The organism is Brevibacillus panacihumi (assembly GCF_003710985.1).
GTDB lineage: Bacteria > Bacillota > Bacilli > Brevibacillales > Brevibacillaceae > Brevibacillus > Brevibacillus panacihumi.
Genome location: NZ_RHHT01000019.1, coordinates 64342 through 82062, shown reverse-complemented (window position 1 = coordinate 82062; position 17721 = coordinate 64342). Strand labels below are relative to the sequence as shown.

The 17721-nt window shown below is 53.0% G+C and carries 20 protein-coding genes; 3 read left to right on the top strand and 17 right to left on the bottom strand.

Going from position 1 to position 17721, the window contains the following annotated elements; genetic code table 11:
* Positions 1-77: 77 nt before the first annotated feature.
* The 7 genes from EDM58_RS10105 to EDM58_RS10075 all read right to left on the bottom strand — a co-directional run bounded on the left by EDM58_RS10105 (position 78) and on the right by EDM58_RS10075 (position 7508).
* Complete coding sequence (locus tag EDM58_RS10105; RefSeq protein ID WP_148039314.1) at positions 78-602, bottom strand: hypothetical protein; 525 nt, start codon at positions 600-602, stop codon at positions 78-80.
* A 158-nt stretch (positions 603-760) separates the two neighbouring features.
* On the bottom strand, positions 761-2806 hold the full coding sequence (gene recG / locus EDM58_RS10100) for an ATP-dependent DNA helicase RecG (protein WP_425455613.1): 2046 nt from the start codon (positions 2804-2806) through the stop codon (positions 761-763).
* A 5-nt stretch (positions 2807-2811) separates the two neighbouring features.
* Positions 2812-3699, bottom strand: a complete 888-nt coding sequence (gene sdaAA / locus EDM58_RS10095; protein ID WP_122913240.1) for an L-serine ammonia-lyase, iron-sulfur-dependent, subunit alpha — start codon at positions 3697-3699, stop codon at positions 2812-2814.
* Between the two features lie 37 nt (positions 3700-3736).
* Entirely contained in the window at positions 3737-4402 is a 666-nt protein-coding gene (gene sdaAB, locus EDM58_RS10090) for an L-serine ammonia-lyase, iron-sulfur-dependent subunit beta (protein WP_122913239.1), read from the bottom strand.
* 152 nt (positions 4403-4554) lie between these two features.
* Positions 4555-5409 carry a DegV family protein gene (locus EDM58_RS10085; RefSeq protein WP_122913238.1) on the bottom strand — a complete coding sequence of 285 codons (855 nt, stop codon included), beginning with the start codon at positions 5407-5409 and terminating at the stop codon, positions 4555-4557.
* 20 nt (positions 5410-5429) lie between these two features.
* A complete protein-coding gene (locus tag EDM58_RS10080) occupies positions 5430-7130 on the bottom strand; it encodes a DAK2 domain-containing protein (protein ID WP_122913237.1) in 1701 nt (566 codons plus the stop codon).
* 12 nt (positions 7131-7142) lie between these two features.
* On the bottom strand, positions 7143-7508 hold the full coding sequence (locus EDM58_RS10075) for an Asp23/Gls24 family envelope stress response protein (RefSeq protein WP_122913236.1): 366 nt from the start codon (positions 7506-7508) through the stop codon (positions 7143-7145).
* Between the two features lie 250 nt (positions 7509-7758).
* Here EDM58_RS10075 and rpmB point away from each other — a divergent pair, with 250 nt between their 5' ends.
* On the top strand, positions 7759-7947 hold the full coding sequence (rpmB, locus tag EDM58_RS10070; protein ID WP_005831020.1) for a 50S ribosomal protein L28: 189 nt from the start codon (positions 7759-7761) through the stop codon (positions 7945-7947).
* Between the two features lie 89 nt (positions 7948-8036).
* Here the strand turns inward: rpmB and spoVM are convergent, their stop codons facing one another.
* From spoVM to EDM58_RS10045, 6 genes are all read right to left on the bottom strand, one after another.
* Positions 8037-8120, bottom strand: a complete 84-nt coding sequence (gene spoVM, locus EDM58_RS10065; protein WP_023557299.1) for a stage V sporulation protein SpoVM — start codon at positions 8118-8120, stop codon at positions 8037-8039.
* Positions 8121-8140: 20 nt separating this feature from the next.
* Entirely contained in the window at positions 8141-8317 is a 177-nt protein-coding gene (locus EDM58_RS25665) for a hypothetical protein (protein WP_023557300.1), read from the bottom strand.
* Between the two features lie 219 nt (positions 8318-8536).
* Entirely contained in the window at positions 8537-9097 is a 561-nt protein-coding gene (thiT, locus tag EDM58_RS10060) for an energy-coupled thiamine transporter ThiT (protein WP_122913235.1), read from the bottom strand.
* Between the two features lie 140 nt (positions 9098-9237).
* Positions 9238-9960: an amino acid ABC transporter ATP-binding protein gene (locus tag EDM58_RS10055; RefSeq protein WP_122913234.1), complete on the bottom strand. Its 723-nt coding sequence runs from the start codon at positions 9958-9960 to the stop codon at positions 9238-9240.
* A complete protein-coding gene (locus EDM58_RS10050; protein WP_122913233.1) occupies positions 9953-10612 on the bottom strand; it encodes an amino acid ABC transporter permease in 660 nt (219 codons plus the stop codon). The genes EDM58_RS10055 and EDM58_RS10050 overlap by 8 nt, the downstream gene beginning before the upstream one ends.
* A gap of 35 nt (positions 10613-10647) precedes the next feature.
* A complete protein-coding gene (locus tag EDM58_RS10045) occupies positions 10648-11487 on the bottom strand; it encodes a transporter substrate-binding domain-containing protein (protein WP_122913232.1) in 840 nt (279 codons plus the stop codon).
* A 216-nt stretch (positions 11488-11703) separates the two neighbouring features.
* On the opposite strand from EDM58_RS10045, the gene EDM58_RS10040 reads away from it, so the two are divergent.
* The gene (locus EDM58_RS10040; RefSeq protein WP_122913231.1) at positions 11704-12831 is read left to right on the top strand and encodes a M20 family metallopeptidase; all 1128 of its coding nucleotides are present in this window, start codon (positions 11704-11706) and stop codon (positions 12829-12831) included.
* A gap of 107 nt (positions 12832-12938) precedes the next feature.
* Positions 12939-13367 (top strand): RDD family protein, encoded by a 429-nt coding sequence (locus EDM58_RS10035; protein ID WP_183187470.1) that lies wholly within the window; start codon positions 12939-12941, stop codon positions 13365-13367.
* A 60-nt stretch (positions 13368-13427) separates the two neighbouring features.
* On the opposite strand, the gene rpe is transcribed toward EDM58_RS10035, so the two are convergent.
* Genes rpe through EDM58_RS10015 form a run of 4 tightly spaced genes read right to left on the bottom strand, consistent with a single transcriptional unit; the run spans position 13428 to position 17718 of the window.
* Complete coding sequence (rpe, locus tag EDM58_RS10030; RefSeq protein ID WP_122913230.1) at positions 13428-14075, bottom strand: ribulose-phosphate 3-epimerase; 648 nt, start codon at positions 14073-14075, stop codon at positions 13428-13430.
* Positions 14069-14959, bottom strand: a complete 891-nt coding sequence (gene rsgA / locus EDM58_RS10025) for a ribosome small subunit-dependent GTPase A (RefSeq protein ID WP_122913229.1) — start codon at positions 14957-14959, stop codon at positions 14069-14071. Before rsgA ends, rpe begins: the two co-directional genes overlap by 7 nt.
* 18 nt (positions 14960-14977) lie before the next feature.
* Positions 14978-16957, bottom strand: a complete 1980-nt coding sequence (gene pknB, locus EDM58_RS10020; RefSeq protein WP_122913228.1) for a Stk1 family PASTA domain-containing Ser/Thr kinase — start codon at positions 16955-16957, stop codon at positions 14978-14980.
* A gap of 5 nt (positions 16958-16962) precedes the next feature.
* Positions 16963-17718 carry a Stp1/IreP family PP2C-type Ser/Thr phosphatase gene (locus EDM58_RS10015; RefSeq protein WP_122913227.1) on the bottom strand — a complete coding sequence of 252 codons (756 nt, stop codon included), beginning with the start codon at positions 17716-17718 and terminating at the stop codon, positions 16963-16965.
* Positions 17719-17721: the final 3 nt, after the last annotated feature.

Genomic DNA, 17721 nt, shown 5'->3' with positions numbered 1-17721 from the left:
CTTGACGGGGTGCAGTTCATGCGAGGAAGACTTCTAACTTCTGTATGCGCTGGCTGCCCTGCTGCGGCTGCCGCAATCTAATCCTCCAATCGTACAAACTCGTCTGGGTTGCTGCGGATATGCGCACCAATTCGAATAAGAGTGAATGAAGCGATATTGCGAAAAGAGGTGTTGAGAGTGGTCATGGATTCGCGAAGTTCTTGGTTACGATCGAGGTCGTCACGTGTAACATGGAATCCCGCTAAACTCCTCGGATGTTTATGTTTGATAAGAACAACTTCCATGTCTTCCAAAAATGAAAGCATGGCATCATCTTTGAAATACCGCAAACCGCCTTTGATTTCTGACCAAATGCTTGGCTGCGCAAAGAAATAGGCACTCCACCAATATAACTCTGTCAGTGATTTATTGGCGTGATTAAAATGCGCGTAGAACATGAACACGGCTTGTTGTCCTTTTGTTAAACCCTTGTAAAAAAGAGCAATGTCATGATCAAGGGCTTGTTCCGATTTATAAACCCGGATCATAGGCTCGAAGCATGCACCTCCGAGCTTTGAATCTTCCAGTAAAACGAAATTTTGTCTCCTCATTTTCACAATCAAAATATGAATTTCCCCTCTCCTCTCCATCATACAGCATCAGGGAATAGGGAGACAATTCCTTGAAAAAGAGAAAGACAGCCAACGGTCTCTTGTCACCAAATAGCGCCCCTGTTGTGCCGTTGCCAGCCGCAAACAGGGGCGCCTTGCCTCGCCTCGCTCTAGTCAAAAACAATCCCGTCCAATACACCCTCGCGCTTGAGGTACTCACGCAGCCAAGCATAGCGATCCTCTCTCCAGAAGGAACGCTCCGCCACCAGATGGGCCGCCTCCTGCCTCGCCACCTCCAGCGCCTTGTAGTCGCTCAAAAGATCCGCCACCTTGAACTCCGGCAGCCCGCTCTGCTTGGTGCCAAAAAAATCACCGGGGCCGCGCAGCTCCAGATCGCGCTGCGACAATTCAAAACCGTCTGTGGTCTCGCACATGACGCGCATCCGCTCTTTGCCGATCTCCGATTTGGGGTCGGCGATCAACACGCAATAGGATTGCTCCGAGCCGCGTCCCACCCGACCTCGAAGCTGATGCAATTGGGCTAGTCCAAAGCGCTCCGCATCGTAGACCACCATATAGGTCGCATTCGGCACGTTTACCCCGACCTCGACCACTGTCGTCGAGACCAGCACGGCATATTCGCCAGCCAAAAACGCCTGCATGACCGCATCCTTTTCCTTCGCCGGCAACCGTCCGTGCATCAAGCCGACACCGAATTCCGGGAACACCTGAGAGAGCTGGGCATGGACGTCGATCGCGTTTTGCACGTCCAGCTTTTCCGACTCTTCGATCAATGGACAGATGACGTATGCCTGTCTGCCACGGCGCAGTTCGCCGCGCATCTCCTCCAGCACAGCCGGGAATTGGTCGTGCTTCTTCCAGGTTGTCTCAATCGGCTTGCGGCCTGCAGGCATCTGGTCGATTGTCGAGACGTCCATATCGCCGAAAGCCGTGATCGCCAAGGTCCGCGGAATCGGCGTCGCGGTCATGAACAGCACGTCAGGAGAAAGCCCCTTGCTGCGCAGAATCCGCCGCTGTTCTACTCCGAAGCGATGCTGTTCATCCGTGATGACCAAACCCAGTTTGGAGAAAAACACATCCTCCTGGATCAAGGCATGCGTGCCGACTACCACATCGACCAGCCCCATCTGCAAAGAGCCAATCACCTCGCGCCGTCTTTTCGCGGTCAGGGAACCGGAGAGCAACGCCACCTCTACCCCATAGGGAGCCAGCAGAGCCGTCAGCGACTGCAGATGCTGTTCAGCCAAGATCTCGGTCGGCACCATCAACGCCCCTTGATAGCCTGCTTTCACAGCCGCGATCAGGGCGATCGCCGCTACCACCGTTTTCCCGGAGCCTACATCCCCTTGCAGCAAGCGGTTCATCGCGTGGGGAGCCCGCATGTCGTCGAGGATTTCCTTGACGACGCGCTTCTGAGCGTCCGTCAGCGGGAACGGCAGGCTGGTGACGAATTGGCGCACCTCGTCCATCGGAATCGCAAGTGCCGTGCCTTCCGTCTGCTGCCGATTGATGCGTCGCAGCGTCTGCATTTTCAGTTGGAACAAAAAAAGCTCCTCAAACATGATCCGCCGCCGAGCCTGCCGCCCGTCCTCTGCGCCTTCCGGAAAGTGGATGGAATGAAAGGCGTCTGCACGCGGCATCAGCCGATAGCGCTCGACGAGTTCCGCAGGCAGAATCTCCGGTATCTCCCGTCCGTACTGGCGCAATGCCTGCTGGATCAGCTTGCGCAGCAAGGCATGTGTCACATCCCCGCGCAGCGGATAGACAGGAGCCAGCTCCCCTCGCTTGGCGGCACGCTCCGAATCGACCTCGGTCATTTCACTCACGGTAATTTGCAGCTTGTGCTTGTCCCATTTTCCGGTCAAAAGCACCTCTTTGCCTGGCGCCAATCTGCTTTTTATGAACGTCTGGTTGAACCAGACAGCCGTCACCACGACCCGGTCCATCACGACCTTTACGCTGATGCGCGATTTGCCTTTTCCGTAAAAACGAACAGAGGGTTCGCCGTAGACCGTACCGGCTAGCGTAACCCTCTCCCCGTCCTTGATTTCGGTCAAGTCGCGAACGCGGTAATCCTCATAACGGGAGGGAAAATACTCCAAGAGATCACCTATGCTCTCTATGCCCATCCCTGCCAAAGACTTAGCCCGCTCTTCCCCTACCCCGTGCAAAAGGGAGACGGACTTCTCGTACATTCCGCTCACGGGGTATCCAACCGGACGCCAAAGATCTTGGCTTCGATTTGTTTGCCGGTCTGTGTCGCGGCGAGTCCTCCCTGCGCCGTCTCTTTCAAGGCAGTCGGCATCTCGCAGCCGATTCGGTACATCGCTTCGATCACCTCATCGGTCGGTACGACGCTCTTGATCCCGGCCAATGCCATATCTGCCGCGACCGTCGCAATCGCAGCTCCCATTGCATTTCGTTTTACACAGGGTACTTCCACGAGGCCGGCTACGGGGTCACAGACCAGACCGAGCATGTTTTTCAGCGCAATCGCCACGGCCTGCGAAGACTGCTCCGGCGTGCCTCCCGCCATCTCCACGATCGCAGCCGCTGCCATCGCTGTCGCCGAGCCTACCTCTGCCTGACAACCGCCGGCAGCTCCCGAGATAAAGGCATTATTGGCTATGCAATACCCGATCGCGCCAGAGGTAAACAGATAGTTCACCATCTCTTCTCTCGTCGGCTGCAATTTTTCGGAAACCGCGAACAACGTGCCGGGGACGATGCCGCACGCTCCTGCCGTAGGCGTCGCGACGATGGTCCCCATCGCTGCGTTCACTTCATTGACCGCGACAGACATGGAGACTGCATTCAACAGCGTCGGGCCCGAGAGGAAAGGCTTGGTCTTCATATATTCCTGCAGTTTTTTTGCGTCCCCGCCTGTCAATCCGCTATGAGAGCGGATATCCTCTGTCAGCCCGCGCTGGACCGCTTTTTCCATAATGTCCAGATTTCTGTACATCTGCTCCATGATTTCATCCCGGCTGCGTTGAGATACTTCCATCTCCGCCTCAATCATCACCTGGGAGATTTTCTTTCCCTGAGATTCTGCCAGCTCCACCAATCCAGCCACATTGCGAAACATGATGTGATACCACTCCTCTATCCCGCCTGTCAGGCCCTTAGCCTAACGCCAGCAGGGAAACATCGAATATATGGGGAATGTTGCGGATCTCCTCCATGACCTGCTCCGATACGACCGCATCCGTCTCCAGTGCCATCAATGCGCGGGAACCGCGGTCGTGGCGGGAGACCTCCATCAGTCCTACGTTGATCCGCTGCTGCGTCAGCACCTTGGCTACCGCCGCAATCATTCCGAAACGATCCTCATGCAAGACCAGCAGGGTCGGACTGTCGAATCCCAATTGACAGGAGAAACCATTGATCTCCAGCACCTCGATCTTGCCGCCGCCAATGGATACGCCGACGATCTCAATCGTCTCCTTCTCATCTGACAGCCTGATTCTCGCTGTGTTGGGATGCTCTGTCCGCACATCTGAGGTCTGCAGGATAACTTCCATTCCTTCATTTTGCGCAATGGTCAGAGAATCTTTCAAGCGCAAATCGAAAGTGTCAAAATCAAGAATTCCCGCGACTGTCGCTACATCTGAGCCATGACCCTGATACGTTTTGGCAAATGAGCCGTAGAAGGTAATTTCAGCCCGCTTCGGCTGACGACCCAACAGCTTGCGAGCCACTCTGCCGATCCGCGCCGCACCTGCGGTATGGGAACTGGAGGGCCCTACCATGATGGGGCCGATAATATCAAATACGCTTTTGTATTTCAACCGTTTCTCCTCCTGCTATCAAAGGGGTGGCACGTTCATTCTCATTGTATCGTACAGCATATGAAAGCGCTACATAGGTTTGAACATCCGGCTCTTGAAGAAGGCAAAAGCCCCCCTTCGACTGAGGGAGGCTATCCGCCAAAATCCTGAGCTTACTCTTTCACCATCACGAAGCCCAGCAAACCGGGTCCGGTATGGGTACCGATTACAGGACCAATTTCTTGAATATAGGATTCGCTGACCGAGAACTCCTGCTTGATGCGCTCCAGCATTTCTGCAGCCTGCTCAGGAACGCTGCTATGCAGGACGGCTACCTTGACCCGCTGCCCCTGGGCGTATTCCTGCAGGGTTTCCAGCACACGGTTGAGTGCTTTTTTCGTCCCGCGAACCTTGTCAAAAGCGCTGACGTAGCCCGCAGGGTCCAGCATCAAAATCGGCTTGATGTTGAGAAGCGACCCAATCACGGCAGAAGCACGTCCGATTCGACCGCCTTTTTGCAGGAATTCCAAGGTATCGACGATAAAGTACACCTGCACCTCATCCAGGTAGCGGTCGATCATGTCGAGAATCTGCTGCTTGTTTTTGCCTTCCTGTGCCGCACGGGCGGCCTCGACACAGATCATGCCATGGACGAACGAGGCTTTGCGCGAGTCGATCACTGTGATATCCACTTCGTCTTCCATCATCGTCTTGGCGATCATCGCAGACTGATACGTGCCGGAAAGGGCGGCAGACAGCATGATCACAATAATCTGTACATCTTTTCCATGCTGTTCCACGATTCCCTTGTACGCTTCGGCAAACTCGATCGGAGAAGGCTGCGAAGTAGTTGGCAGTGCAGAGCTTTGCTTTAATTTGTCAAAAAACTCACCTGAGGAAATGGTGACTCCGTCCAGATAGGTCTCTGATCCGAACATGACCTTCAGCGGAACACTTACAATCCCCAATGATTGACGTACAGATGCTTCGATATCGGAAGCACTGTCAGTAAGAATCACAATGGACATACGCGCATCTCCTCACACGATTACTCTACAGAATAGATAAAGGGATAAAGAGGTTGACCACCGTCAAGAATCTCGACTTCCACATCCGGGAACGCGTCTGAAACGGCCTCTTCCAGCTCTGCCGCCTGATCCTGCGTCGCATCAGCTCCGAGGAAGATCGTGACGATCTCTGCATCCTCATCGATCATGCTGAGCAACAGCGTCCGTGCGCTCTCCATCAGATCCGCGCCTGATGTGACGATTTCCTTTTCAGCAATGCCAATGTAGTCGCCTTCTTTGATTTCCACATCACCCATTCGCGTATCGCGCACGGCATGTGTCACCATACCGGTCTTGACATGGGCAATCGCCTTGCTCATCGCCTCTGCGTTCACCATCGGCTCCGCGCCTGCATTGAACGCCACGAGCGCTGCCATGCCCTGGGGAATGCTTTTGCTCGGGATCACGGTGACAGGCACCTCTGCCAGTTCCGATGCTTGTTGGGCAGCCATGATGATATTGCTGTTGTTAGGCAGGATGATGACATGCTCGGCATTTAGCCCTGTGATCGCGTTTACGAAATCTTCCGTGCTCGGATTCATTGTCTGTCCGCCTTCTACCACGACATGAACACCCATGCTGCGGTAGATTTCAGCAATCCCCTTGCCAGCGGCTACTGCGATCAGGCCGTAAGGAAGCGCTCCCAATTGCCCGCTTTCGGCAGCGGCATCCTGCTCTTTGCTCTCCTCTGCCTTCAAAATGTTGGCGTGCTGCTCCCGCATGTTTTCGATCTTGATGCGGTGAAGACTGCCGAACTGCTGGGCGTACTGCATGACGTTGCCCGGATGCTCGGCATGGATATGTACTTTTACTACATCATCGTCCGAGACGACGAGCAAGGAATCTCCCATCTTGTCCAATTGTGCGCGGAACAAGGCTTCAGAGAACGGCTTCTTGTTCGGCTCGGTGCTATGGGAGAGCCATACCATAAACTCCGTGCAGTACCCGTATTGAATATCTTCTGTTTTAAGATGAACCTGCGCGTTGTGGTGCTCTTGCACCAGCTTGTCGAGTTGCAGCTGGTCCTTGGGCTGCGGCGAGGCTTGCTTCAGCTCGTTGGCCGTCTCCCCGCGCAAGGCACGCAAAAATCCTTCATATATGTATAACAGACCTTGTCCTCCGGAGTCGACCACACCGACTTCTTTCAAGACGGGCAGCATATCCGGTGTACGCAATAAAGTCTCTTGCGCCTGTTCATATGTTTTCTCCATGACGTGGACCACATCATCGGATGTACGGGCAGTACGGACAGCCATGTCTGCTGCTTCCCGCGCAACTGTCAAAATGGTCCCTTCTACCGGCTTCATCACCGCTTGATAGGCAGAATCTACACCGGCTTTTAGTGCGTCCGCAAACTGACGGGCATTGATTTCCTCTTTCCCGCTGACCGTCTTGCTGAAGCCGCGGAACAACTGGGACAAGATAACCCCAGAGTTCCCCCTGGCCCCCATCAGCAAGCCTTTTGCCAAGGCGGAGGCGGCATCCGAAATGTTCGCGGACTCTTTGCGCGACAGTTCCTCCACGCCTGAGGTGAGCGTCAAATTCATATTGGTCCCCGTATCGCCATCCGGTACGGGGAACACATTCAATCCATCTACCACTTTGACGTTTCCGGACAGAAAACTCGCTCCCAAGTAAACCATCCTGCTAAACTGCACGCCATCCAGACGCGTATGTACCACTTACGTTCCTCCTTACGTATCTCTGTCTGTGCGAACTCCCTGTACGAAAATATTGACGGCAGAGACATCAATTCCAACCGTTTGTTCCAACGTGTATCGAACACGGCGCTGTACGTTGCCAGCCACTTCAGAAATCTTCACGCCATAGCTGACGATGATATGCATGTCCAAGGTCACTTCGCCATTTTGATTGTGGACTACGACACCTTTACTCAGGTTGTCCTTTTTCAACAGCTCCGCGATTCCATCTTTTAACGCTTTTCGGGATGCCATTCCTACCAGGCCAAAAACTTCCATGGCCGCGCCCCCAGCAATTCGTGCGACAACATCTTCCGTAACGTCGATTTTTCCGAGAGGGGTGCTCAATTCCACTGTCATGCAAGGACTCCTCCTTTTTCAACGGCTTGGCCGTCATCGGTTCGCCTAACTATGCTTCCCCCAATTCTACACTAACATATGGGAGAAATGAAGCGTTTTTGTCGATTGGTAGATTGTCATTGCGGAACAAGCGGACAAATCCTCATGTCAAGTATTGCAATTGACAGCAGTCATATGCTACTATTATCGAGTATTTGTATTTCCCATCGAAGGAAATCCCGTTTAGATGCAACAAGGGAGGTGGATCGTAATGGCACGTCGCTGCTTTGTAACTGGTAAATCTGCTAAAGCTGGAAACGCTCGCTCCCACTCCATGCGCGCAACTCGCCGCACCTGGGGTGTTAACGTACAAAAAGTGCGCATTCTTGTAAATGGAAAACCGAAGCGCGTTTATGTAAGTACCCGAGCACTGAAATCCGGACTCGTAACTCGCGTATAGTGTTTCATGCTACGCGAAAAAAAGCACCCTTGAGGTGCTTTTTTGCATTTCTTTGACCTTGCATCCTTGAGGAGGCCCGTGCCACGCCGTCATTTTTTCTTGTTGAATGCCTCTATGACGGCGCGAATCATGCCACCCAGGAACTTCGGCAACTTGATGGTGTAAAACCGCATGTTACCCCTCCTCACCGAAATTACTTCCCACGATACAGAAACAAGCCGGCCCCCATGAGCGCCACCGATAACAGGCTATACCAAACCCACGGAGGTGCCATGTACAGGAAAATGGTGACTCCTCCGACAGCCAATGCAACACCGAGAACACGTCGCAAGGCGCCCCCCTGTCGCAGGCGAAAGGAGCGCAATCCCATTTCTTGACGCACCTCCTTTAAGGTGTTCTCCCAAACGTGCATATTACATCATATTCTGCTGTCGGATAAACATGTATCCTGCCGCACGAAAATGTAAAAATGATGGCTTCCAAATGATTCCAACCAAAGACAAAAAATCAGGCAGCAGGATAGCTGCCTGATTACAATATGCACGGCTGATGATAAAAATGCAGGTCCACTCAGCAGGTTTCTGCTCTCTTAGACCAAACGTTTGCGGGCAGGCTGCAGCAACTGAGGCGCGCTTGCCAGAACAATCGTGAGGACAATCCCCGAGATTACCATCTCAGGCAATAGATACGTGATATTGTACACGAACGAATACCATGCCACATTCATGCCCTCTGGAGCCAATTCCCCAAACCAAACGATTCCGGAGATGAAATGGCAAGCCAAACGAACCATCACACCTGCCAAAAGCGCGCCCCATATTGCGATATTTCGCTTTTGCTTGTTCTCAAACTCGGAGATGCGTACGATCCCAGCCAGGCCGAGAGCCGCAAATGCGATCGGGTAATCCAGCAGGATCTGCACGGGATGTACGTAATAGCCGCCAAAGAAAAGCTGCAGCAAACCGACAATCAGACCAGTCACAAGTCCGGGAATGATGCCACGCCGAACAGCGATCAAAGCAATGGGAACCATGACCAGGGAGACCGATCCTCCCTGTGGCATTTGAAAGACTTTAATTTCACTAAAAACAAATGCGAGTGCTGCCATCATCGCCATTTCTAGCCATATCAGCAGTCGATTCCGATCCACGATTTTCCACTCCCTTAACATAGATGGTTTTTGAACATTGGACAAATGAGAACAATTTCTACTCTTACTGCTCTGATTCTAGCCCAAGTGTTCAGTACTGTCAAAACGAAAAGCCGCGCTCTATCAGAACGCGACTTTGCTTATCGAACCTTCTCCAAAAACTGCTTGGCGCGCTCACTGGCAGGACGCTGAAAGAAATCGGCAGGCGGCGCATCTTCCACCAGACGCCCCCCGTCGAGAAACAGAATGCGGTCCGCTACTTCTTCTGCGAAACGCATTTCGTGCGTCACAATAGCCATTGTCATTCCCGAATCCGCCAGCCCCTTCATCACGTCCAGCACCTCTTTGACCATCTCCGGATCAAGGGCAGACGTAGGTTCGTCAAACAGCATAATCTGCGGCTCCATGACGAGAGAACGGGCGATCGCTACGCGCTGCTTCTGCCCTCCAGACAGGCGCGACGGATATACGTCAGCTTTATCCGACAACCCAACGCGCGAAAGCAGCTCCTTGGCTTTTTTCTCGGCTTCGTCTTTGGACATGCCCTTTACCTTGACCGGCGCGTAGGTCAAGTTGTTCAGCACCGTCATGTGCGGGAACAGGTGAAAGTGCTGAAAGACCATGCCGATCTGCTGGCGGATTTGCATCACATTTGCCTTCGGATCCGTGATGGCTTGTCCGTTGATGATAATCTGGCCGCTTGTCGGAACCTCGAGCAGATTGATGCAGCGCAACAAGGTCGATTTGCCTGATCCGGACGGGCCGATGATGGCCACGACTTCTCCCTTGCCAATCTCGGTCGAGATGCCTTTGAGAACCTCCAGCTGTCCAAACGATTTCGTAATCTGATCGATCTTAATCACTGCGTCTCATCCTCCGTTCCACAAACCGGGCCACCCAAGTCAGGAGCATTACCATCACGTAGTACAGCACGCCGGCGATGATATACGGCTCCAAGTAGCGGAAGGTCACTCCCCTGACCACATTGGCGTTCTGCAGAATATCAGCCAGACCAATCGTGGAGACGAGTGCGGATTCCTTTAACAGAGCGATCGTCTCGTTCACCAGTGCCGGCAGGATGTTTTTAACCCCCTGCGGCAGGATGATATCGAGCATCATGCGCCGATAAGGGACCCCGAGCGCCTTGGCCGCTTCCCACTGCCCTTTGTCGACCGCGAGAATCCCGCCGCGAATCGTCTCCGAAATATAGGCGGCCGAGTTCAGTGTAAAGGTAAGCACCGCCGCCTCCCACTGCGAGATGCTGTAGCCCGTCAACTGCGGTGTGGCAAAATAGACAAATGAAAGCTGCAAAATCAATGGCGTGCCGCGAAAAACCGAGGTGTAGGCGACAGCAAACCAGTTGAGCGGACCCAGCTTCGAGATTTTGATCAGTGCCAGTATAGAACCCCAGATGAAGCCTAGTACCACGGAAATCAATGTAACTTGTAGCGTGACCTTTATCCCTTCAAAAATAAAAGGGATATAGGGCACGATTTGATCAAAATTCCAATCCATGCCCTTCCCCACCTTTACCAACAGCCTGTCAGCTGTTATTCAGATTCTCTGAACCATTTGTTGATGAGCTTGTCCATCTCACCGTTTTCTTGCATTTTCTTGATCACGTTATTGAAATCTTCGACCAGCGGAGAGCCTTTCGGGAAGGCAATCGCAGTTCCGTTTGTTTCAGGGCTTTCGATGACGGTATATTGCAAGCCCTCATTGTTTTTCACGAAGCCTGCCGCTACCTGGTCCTCGATGATCGCGGCATCCACGCGGCCCGTTTTCACTTCTTCCACGATCTCGCCAATGCGGTTCAGGGAAGTGATTTGCAAGCCTTCTACTTTTTCTGCCAATTCTTTTGCTGCTGTTTCCTGGATGGACCCGAGCTGTACGGCTACTTTTTTGCCAGCCAGCTGCTCTGGTTTTGTCAGGTTGCTGTCTTTTTTCGATACGATGGTATTTCTCGCTTCGTAGTAGATGACCGAGAAATCAGCATTTTGCAGGCGCTCCGGTGTAGGAGTCATCCCTGCCATGACGAAATCGGCGCGTTTGGATTGAAGGGCTGGAACCAGTCCGTCGAAGTTCATATCATTTACCTGTACTTCGAAGCCCAGCTCTTGTCCAATATATTTGGCAATGTCGATATCAAAGCCAACGATCTCATCCTTGCCGCTGGACAGATCATGGTACTCATAAGGCTGATAGTCTGCTGATGTAGCCATGACCAATGTCTTTTTATCTCCGCTTGGCTGCGCAGCATCCTGGCCTGCTTGCGGCTGCTGTGGCGCTTGGCCTGCTCCGGACTGATTGCCTGTCCCACAGCCTGTTATCATCGCTACTGCCAGCAACGAGGAAATGGCAAGCGAAAAAACCGACTTTTTGTTTTTCATGATGAAACCTCCGTTTAGTATGAAGAAAGTTTTGATCAACAATTTATATTTATACAACAAAATGATTGGAATAATCAATGCCTAATTTTCGAAGAAACCGCTTCCTTCGATAGTATGTCCGTAGTATGTCCGTTTTTTGTAAAAACTGCACCGTACTCTCGTTGCTTCTGGCATAATAGAATCCAGACAAAGGCGCGTACCAGGGAGGAAATGAATATGGAAAACTGGACTTCTTATTTCCAGGAATTGATGCCAGAGATTGTAGAAGAATTGCGAACCTATGTGGAGATGGAGACCCCCACTCACAATAAGGAAGCTGTCGATCGGTTGGGAAGTCTGCTCGTTGAACGGTTTGCTGCTTTGGGGTGCCGCGTGGATGTCATCCAGCAGCGCGAATACGGCAATCCTTTGCGCATCGAATACGGCAGCGGTGACGAGCAAATTCTCATATTGGGCCATTTTGACACGGTCAAAGAGATCGGCACACTGCAGCGAGAGCCATGGCGCATCGAAGACGGTCGCGCGTATGGGCCCGGTACGTATGATATGAAGGCAGGAATTGTATTCAGTTACTTCGCCCTCCGTACCATTATCGAGAAGGGATTGCCGCTCCAAAACAAGCTGGTCTTTTTTTGGAACACCGATGAGGAGACCGGCAGTCTGGCATCCGAGCATTTGATCAAAGAGGAAGCAAGAAAAAGCAAGTGCGTGCTGGTGATCGAGCCTGCTGCGGGCAATGGAGCCTTGAAAACCAGTCGCAAGGGCGGCGGAGACTTTATCTTGAAAGTGCGCGGACAGGCAGCGCACGCAGGGAATGATCACGCCAAAGGGATCAACGCGATTGAGGAATTGGCCCACCATGTGCTGAACATCCAGTCCTGGACGGACTACGCTCTAGGTACCACGCTCTCCGTCGGCACGATCAAGGGCGGAAGTGCCTCCAACGTCGTGCCTGATGAGGCCGAAGCCGTGATTGACGTTCGCGTGCAGACGATTCAAGAGTCAGAGCGCATCGATCGGCTAATGCGGCAACTCAGCCCTGTCCTCCCCAAAGCCAGTCTGATTGTAGAGGGCGGGATCACCAAGCCGCCAATGGAGCGAACGAAGGGAACGGAAGAGCTGTTTCGTCTGGCTCAAAGCCAAGCAAAGCTGGAAGGAATCGAACTCGATGAGATTGGGGTAGGCGGAACAAGCGACGGGAATTTTGCCGCTGCCACCGGAACTCCCGTACTCGATGGCCTGGGTCCTGTCGGCGACGGCGCCCATGCTTCCCATGAGCATATTGTCTTGTCTGAGGTTCCCGGGCGTATTGCAGTACTGCTAAGGCTCATCACCGCATTGTAATTATCTTACAAATCTGCATATAATAATACAAAATCAACACGACGCACTCCGCCCAGATGAAAGGCGGAGTTTTGTGTTGTCTTATCAAATGAATGGGGAGGAGCAACATGGACACAGAACAGATAGAATTTTTGGACATGAATCCAGTAGGGTTTTGGCGTCGTTTTGGGGCTGCTTTTTTGGATGGGCTGCTTTTTGGATTGCCACTGTCCCTGCTTATATCTTTCATCTTTGGGGGCGAGGAAAACGAATATTTCGTCGAAGTCATCACTTTTCTATATTTTCTTTTGCTTCCGTTGTTCTGGAATGGCTACACCATTGGAAAGAAAATCATGGGCATTCGCATAGTCAAAATGAACGGTGAGAATGTAGGAATCGGCAACATGCTTCTGCGGGAATTCGTCGGGAGACTGATCTACATCATTACCTTTGGCATCGGTATCATCGTCAGCGCCATCATGGTCGCCGCCCGCGAAGACAAGCGCTCCATCCATGATCTGATCGCCGGGACGTATGTCACATCAAACGAGCCTTAGCTTTTCATCCCAAAAAAAGGTGTCCGACAGTCTCAATTGACTGAAGGACACCTTTTCCTCTTATCCGCGAATCGCAGCGATCGCCTGCGCCCGGTCAGGCTGATTGAATACGGCGTTGCCTGCAACGAGAACAGTCGCGCCTGCCTCAATGCACTGACGGGCTGTCTCCTTGTTGACGCCGCCGTCGATCTCGATCTCCACATGTCCGAGACCGCGTTCATCGAGCAGTCTCCGCAGCTCGCGGATTTTTGCGACTACGGAAGAAATGAATGTTTGTCCGCCAAATCCAGGGTTGACCGTCATCAGCAGCACCATGTCCAGATCCGGCAGCATGGACTCGATGGTCACGAGCGGCGTAGCCGGATTGAGCACCACCCCTGCTTTGACCCCCTGCTCCTTGATCAGGTGAATCGTGCGATGCAGATGGCGGCACGCCTCCTGATGGACAGTGATCCAGTCTGCCCCGCTCTTGGCGAATTGCGGGATGTAGCGGTCCGGCTCCTCGATCATCAGGTGGACATCAAGCGGCAGCTTGGTGACGGGACGAATAGCGTCTACGATCAAGGGACCAATCGTGATATTGGGAACGAAGTGGCCGTCCATGACATCGACGTGAATCCAGTCTGCTCCTCCCCGTTCGACATCCTGAATTTCCTCACCCAGACGTGCAAAATCTGCTGACAGGATAGATGGTGCGATTTTTACCATGGTTTGTTCCTCCGTTGATATTCTTTCAGCTCTTCTCGAAACTGTTTGTAATGCTCGTAGCGCTCCCTGCTGACCTCCCCGGCCTCCAGAGCAGCCCGTACCGCGCAGGAGGGCTCGCTGATATGCAGGCAGCCGCGAAACTTGCAGTCTGAGCTCAGCACGGCGAAATCCCGGAACGCCTCCGCCAGATCCAGCTCATCCATGTCCATGAACTCCAGGGAGCTGAATCCCGGCGTATCCGCTACGTAACCGCCGCCCTCCAGCGGTATCAGCTCCACGTGACGGGTCGTATGCTTTCCTCTCCCCAGCTTTTCACTGACATCTCCAGTCTGCAGGCTGACGCCGGGAAACAACAGATTGATCAGCGAGGATTTGCCGACACCGGATTGCCCCGCGAATACAGAAATGCGGTCGCGCAGCAATTCCTTTACTTCCTCGACTCCGCGCTGATCCACCTTGGAGGTGGGAATGACCCTGTAGCCGATCGCTGTGTACTTGGCGACAATCTCTGCGATCTCCTCCTCCGACGCGTGGTCGGCCTTGGACAAAACAATCACAGAGTCGATGCCTGCCTTCTCCGTATGTACAAGGAACTTGTCCAATAACAGCGAGCTGAATTGGGGCTTGAACATGGAAAAGACCAAGACGGCCTGATCGACATTGGAAATGGGCGGGCGAACCAGCTCGCTGGTCCTTTCGCCCACCTCCATGACATAACCTTCTTCCTCGCTGATGACATCATAGACGACCCAGTCACCCACGAGAGGTGTCACCTTCGCTCCTTTTTTCTTGAACAAGCCGCGCGCACGGCAACTGTAGACGCGGTCCCCGTCCGCTACGTAGTAGAAACCGCTTAGCGCTTTGACAATCCGTCCCTCTGGCATTCAAGTACCTCCACTTATCTACGGCAAGCTGTTGTACGATATAGGAATGGTTTGATATTCATTGTACTGATTGTTCGGCCCTTTGATAAACACGCGAATCACGGCATCCTTCTGCGGCGAGAGCACGATCGGCACGTCAAACTCGTTGCTTTCCGTGATGACTTCCTGGTAGGCTACCTGCTTGTCGCCGCGAGCGTCCGATACCTCGATCTTGAAGTCGACCGTCTCGCCGGGAACGACTTGCACGTAGACCGGTACATTGTAGGACTTGGCATCCAACGGGAATTGTCCATTGCTTACGGTCAACGGAATCGCCACTCCTTTTTCCACCTGCATGCCAGGGTCGTACGGATGAGTGGACAAGACTCTGCCCGCCTCCTGGGTGGTGTACGAAGGCTCCTTGGTGACGTCCCCTACTTCCAATCCAGCCTTCAAGAGCTCGATTGTCGCCTCTTCTACCGTCTTTCCACGCACTTCCGGCATCTTGACGAAGGATTTGCCCTTGCTTACCTTGACCGTCACGGTGTCTTTGCTCGGGTAGACTTTTTCGTTGAACGCCGGATTCTGACCGATGACGATCCCTGCCTCTGCCTGGTCGTCCTCTTCTTCCACGAACTTGATGTTCTCCGGTTTAAAGCCCATTCGCTTCAGCATATCTTCTGCTGTCGAACGCGACAGTGTAATCAGGTTGGGCATGTCTTCCGCCTGTTGCCCTTTGCTTACGTAAATCGTGACGGTTGCCTTTTCCTTCAATCGCATCGGGGGAGCAGGATCCTGTCTGATGACCATCCCCTTCTCCAACGTGTCGTTCGCTTCCTCGACCACGTGTGCGACCAGCTTGGCGTCTTCGATCTTTTTTGTCGCCTGCTCGACAGGCGAGCCTTCTACATAAGGGACGGGTACTTCCGGTACAGTTGGGAAAAGATTTAAAAGTAAATTGAATCCGAGAAACGCAAGTACGAAAAACAAACCGATGCCGCCCATCCACAGCAAGGCTTTGACCCACCATTTTTTCGGCGGTTTTTGCTCATCATGTTCATCAGTGCGCTCATAGCGGCTGCGCTGGCTTGAACCGGCGCGGCCAGCGCCCTGCTTTTCCAGCATTTCAGGCGTAATGACGGGGACGACTCTCGTCTCCTCATCATCCACAGGAAAAATCAGTTTTTCCTCATGCAGACGCTCCGGCAACAGGCACGTTTCCAGATCCTCCAGCATCTCGCGGGCTGAAGAATAGCGCAAGAACGGGTCCTTTACCAGCGCTTTCAATATGACATTTTCCACACTTTGTGGTATGCCCGGATTGATTTGCCGCGGTTCGGGAAGAGGCTCCTGCAAATGCTTGAGCGCCACTGAGATCGGCGAATCTCCAGAAAAAGGAAGCTCTCCCGTAACCATTTCATACAATACGATGCCGAGTGAATAAATATCGGACTTTTCCCCCGTAATGCCGCCTCTCGCCTGCTCGGGAGAGAAATAGTGCACTGATCCAAGCATAGCATTGGTATGCGTAATCGTCGTTGAGGTTACCGCTCTGGCGATGCCAAAGTCCGTTACCTTTACGCGTCCATTTTTCCCGATCAGAATATTATGCGGCTTGATGTCACGGTGAATAATTTGATTTTGATGCGCATGCTCCAATGCATCGCAAATTTGTTGGGCGATTCGCACTGCCTCTTCTACCGGCAAAGCCCCGCGTGCGACAATCATTTCTTTCAGCGTGGAGCCTTCCACGTATTCCATCACCATGTAGTGCGTATCGTTCTCCTGTCCCACATCGTATACGCCGACCACATTGGGGTGAGACAGACTGGCAACCGCCTGTGCTTCCCGCCGAAAACGATTGACGAAATCTTCATCCGTCCCAAATTGGGAACGCAGCACTTTAACGGCCACCTGCCGATTCAATATCAAATCCCTGGCCTTGTATACGATTGCCATGCCGCCACCGCCAACACGGGCTTCCAACTGATAGCGTCCACCCAGTCGCAAACCTTCCATCTCTCTCACCCCTCTTTCTGACTAGCATCGGGCATATTGCGGACAGCGACGAGTGTGATGTTGTCTTCCCCACCGGCAGCCAAAGCCTCATCGATCAGGCCGTCCACCCTGTCCTGTAGCGATACCTCTTTATGTAGCCATTCTTCCATTCTCTTGTCATGCACCTTGTTGCTCAAGCCATCAGAACAAATCAGTACGATGTCATCCGCAGACCATGGAAATTGTCCCAGGTCAATACGCACATCCGGCTCCGTCCCCAAGGAACGCATGATGACATTGCGATGGGGATGGACGGAGGCCTCTTCCTGGGTAATCTGCCCGCTTTTCACCAATTCGTTGACCAGGGAGTGATCCTCCGTTTTGATGATAAGGGCCCCATCATTGAAGTGGTACAGGCGACTGTCCCCGATATGCGCTGTAATGACGCTCTGCGCACTCAGCAAAGCGGCGACGACGGTCGTCCCCATGCCATTGCATTCCGGGTGCTCCAGAGCATATTCATAGACTTCCTTGTTCGCATGCAAGACAGCGTTCATCAGTTGTTCCCGGGCATCCTCGTCGTCCAGGCCATTTTCCAGATGACTCAGTTCTTTTACTATTCGCTCAACGGCGAGCCGGCTGGCGATTTCGCCAGCCTGATGACCGCCCATACCGTCTGCTACAACTGCCAGCACACGTCCGCTCAGATCTTCCACACAGGCAAAAAAGTCCTCGTTGACCTGACGGACGCGGCCGACATGGGATTTCATCGCAATTTCCATGGT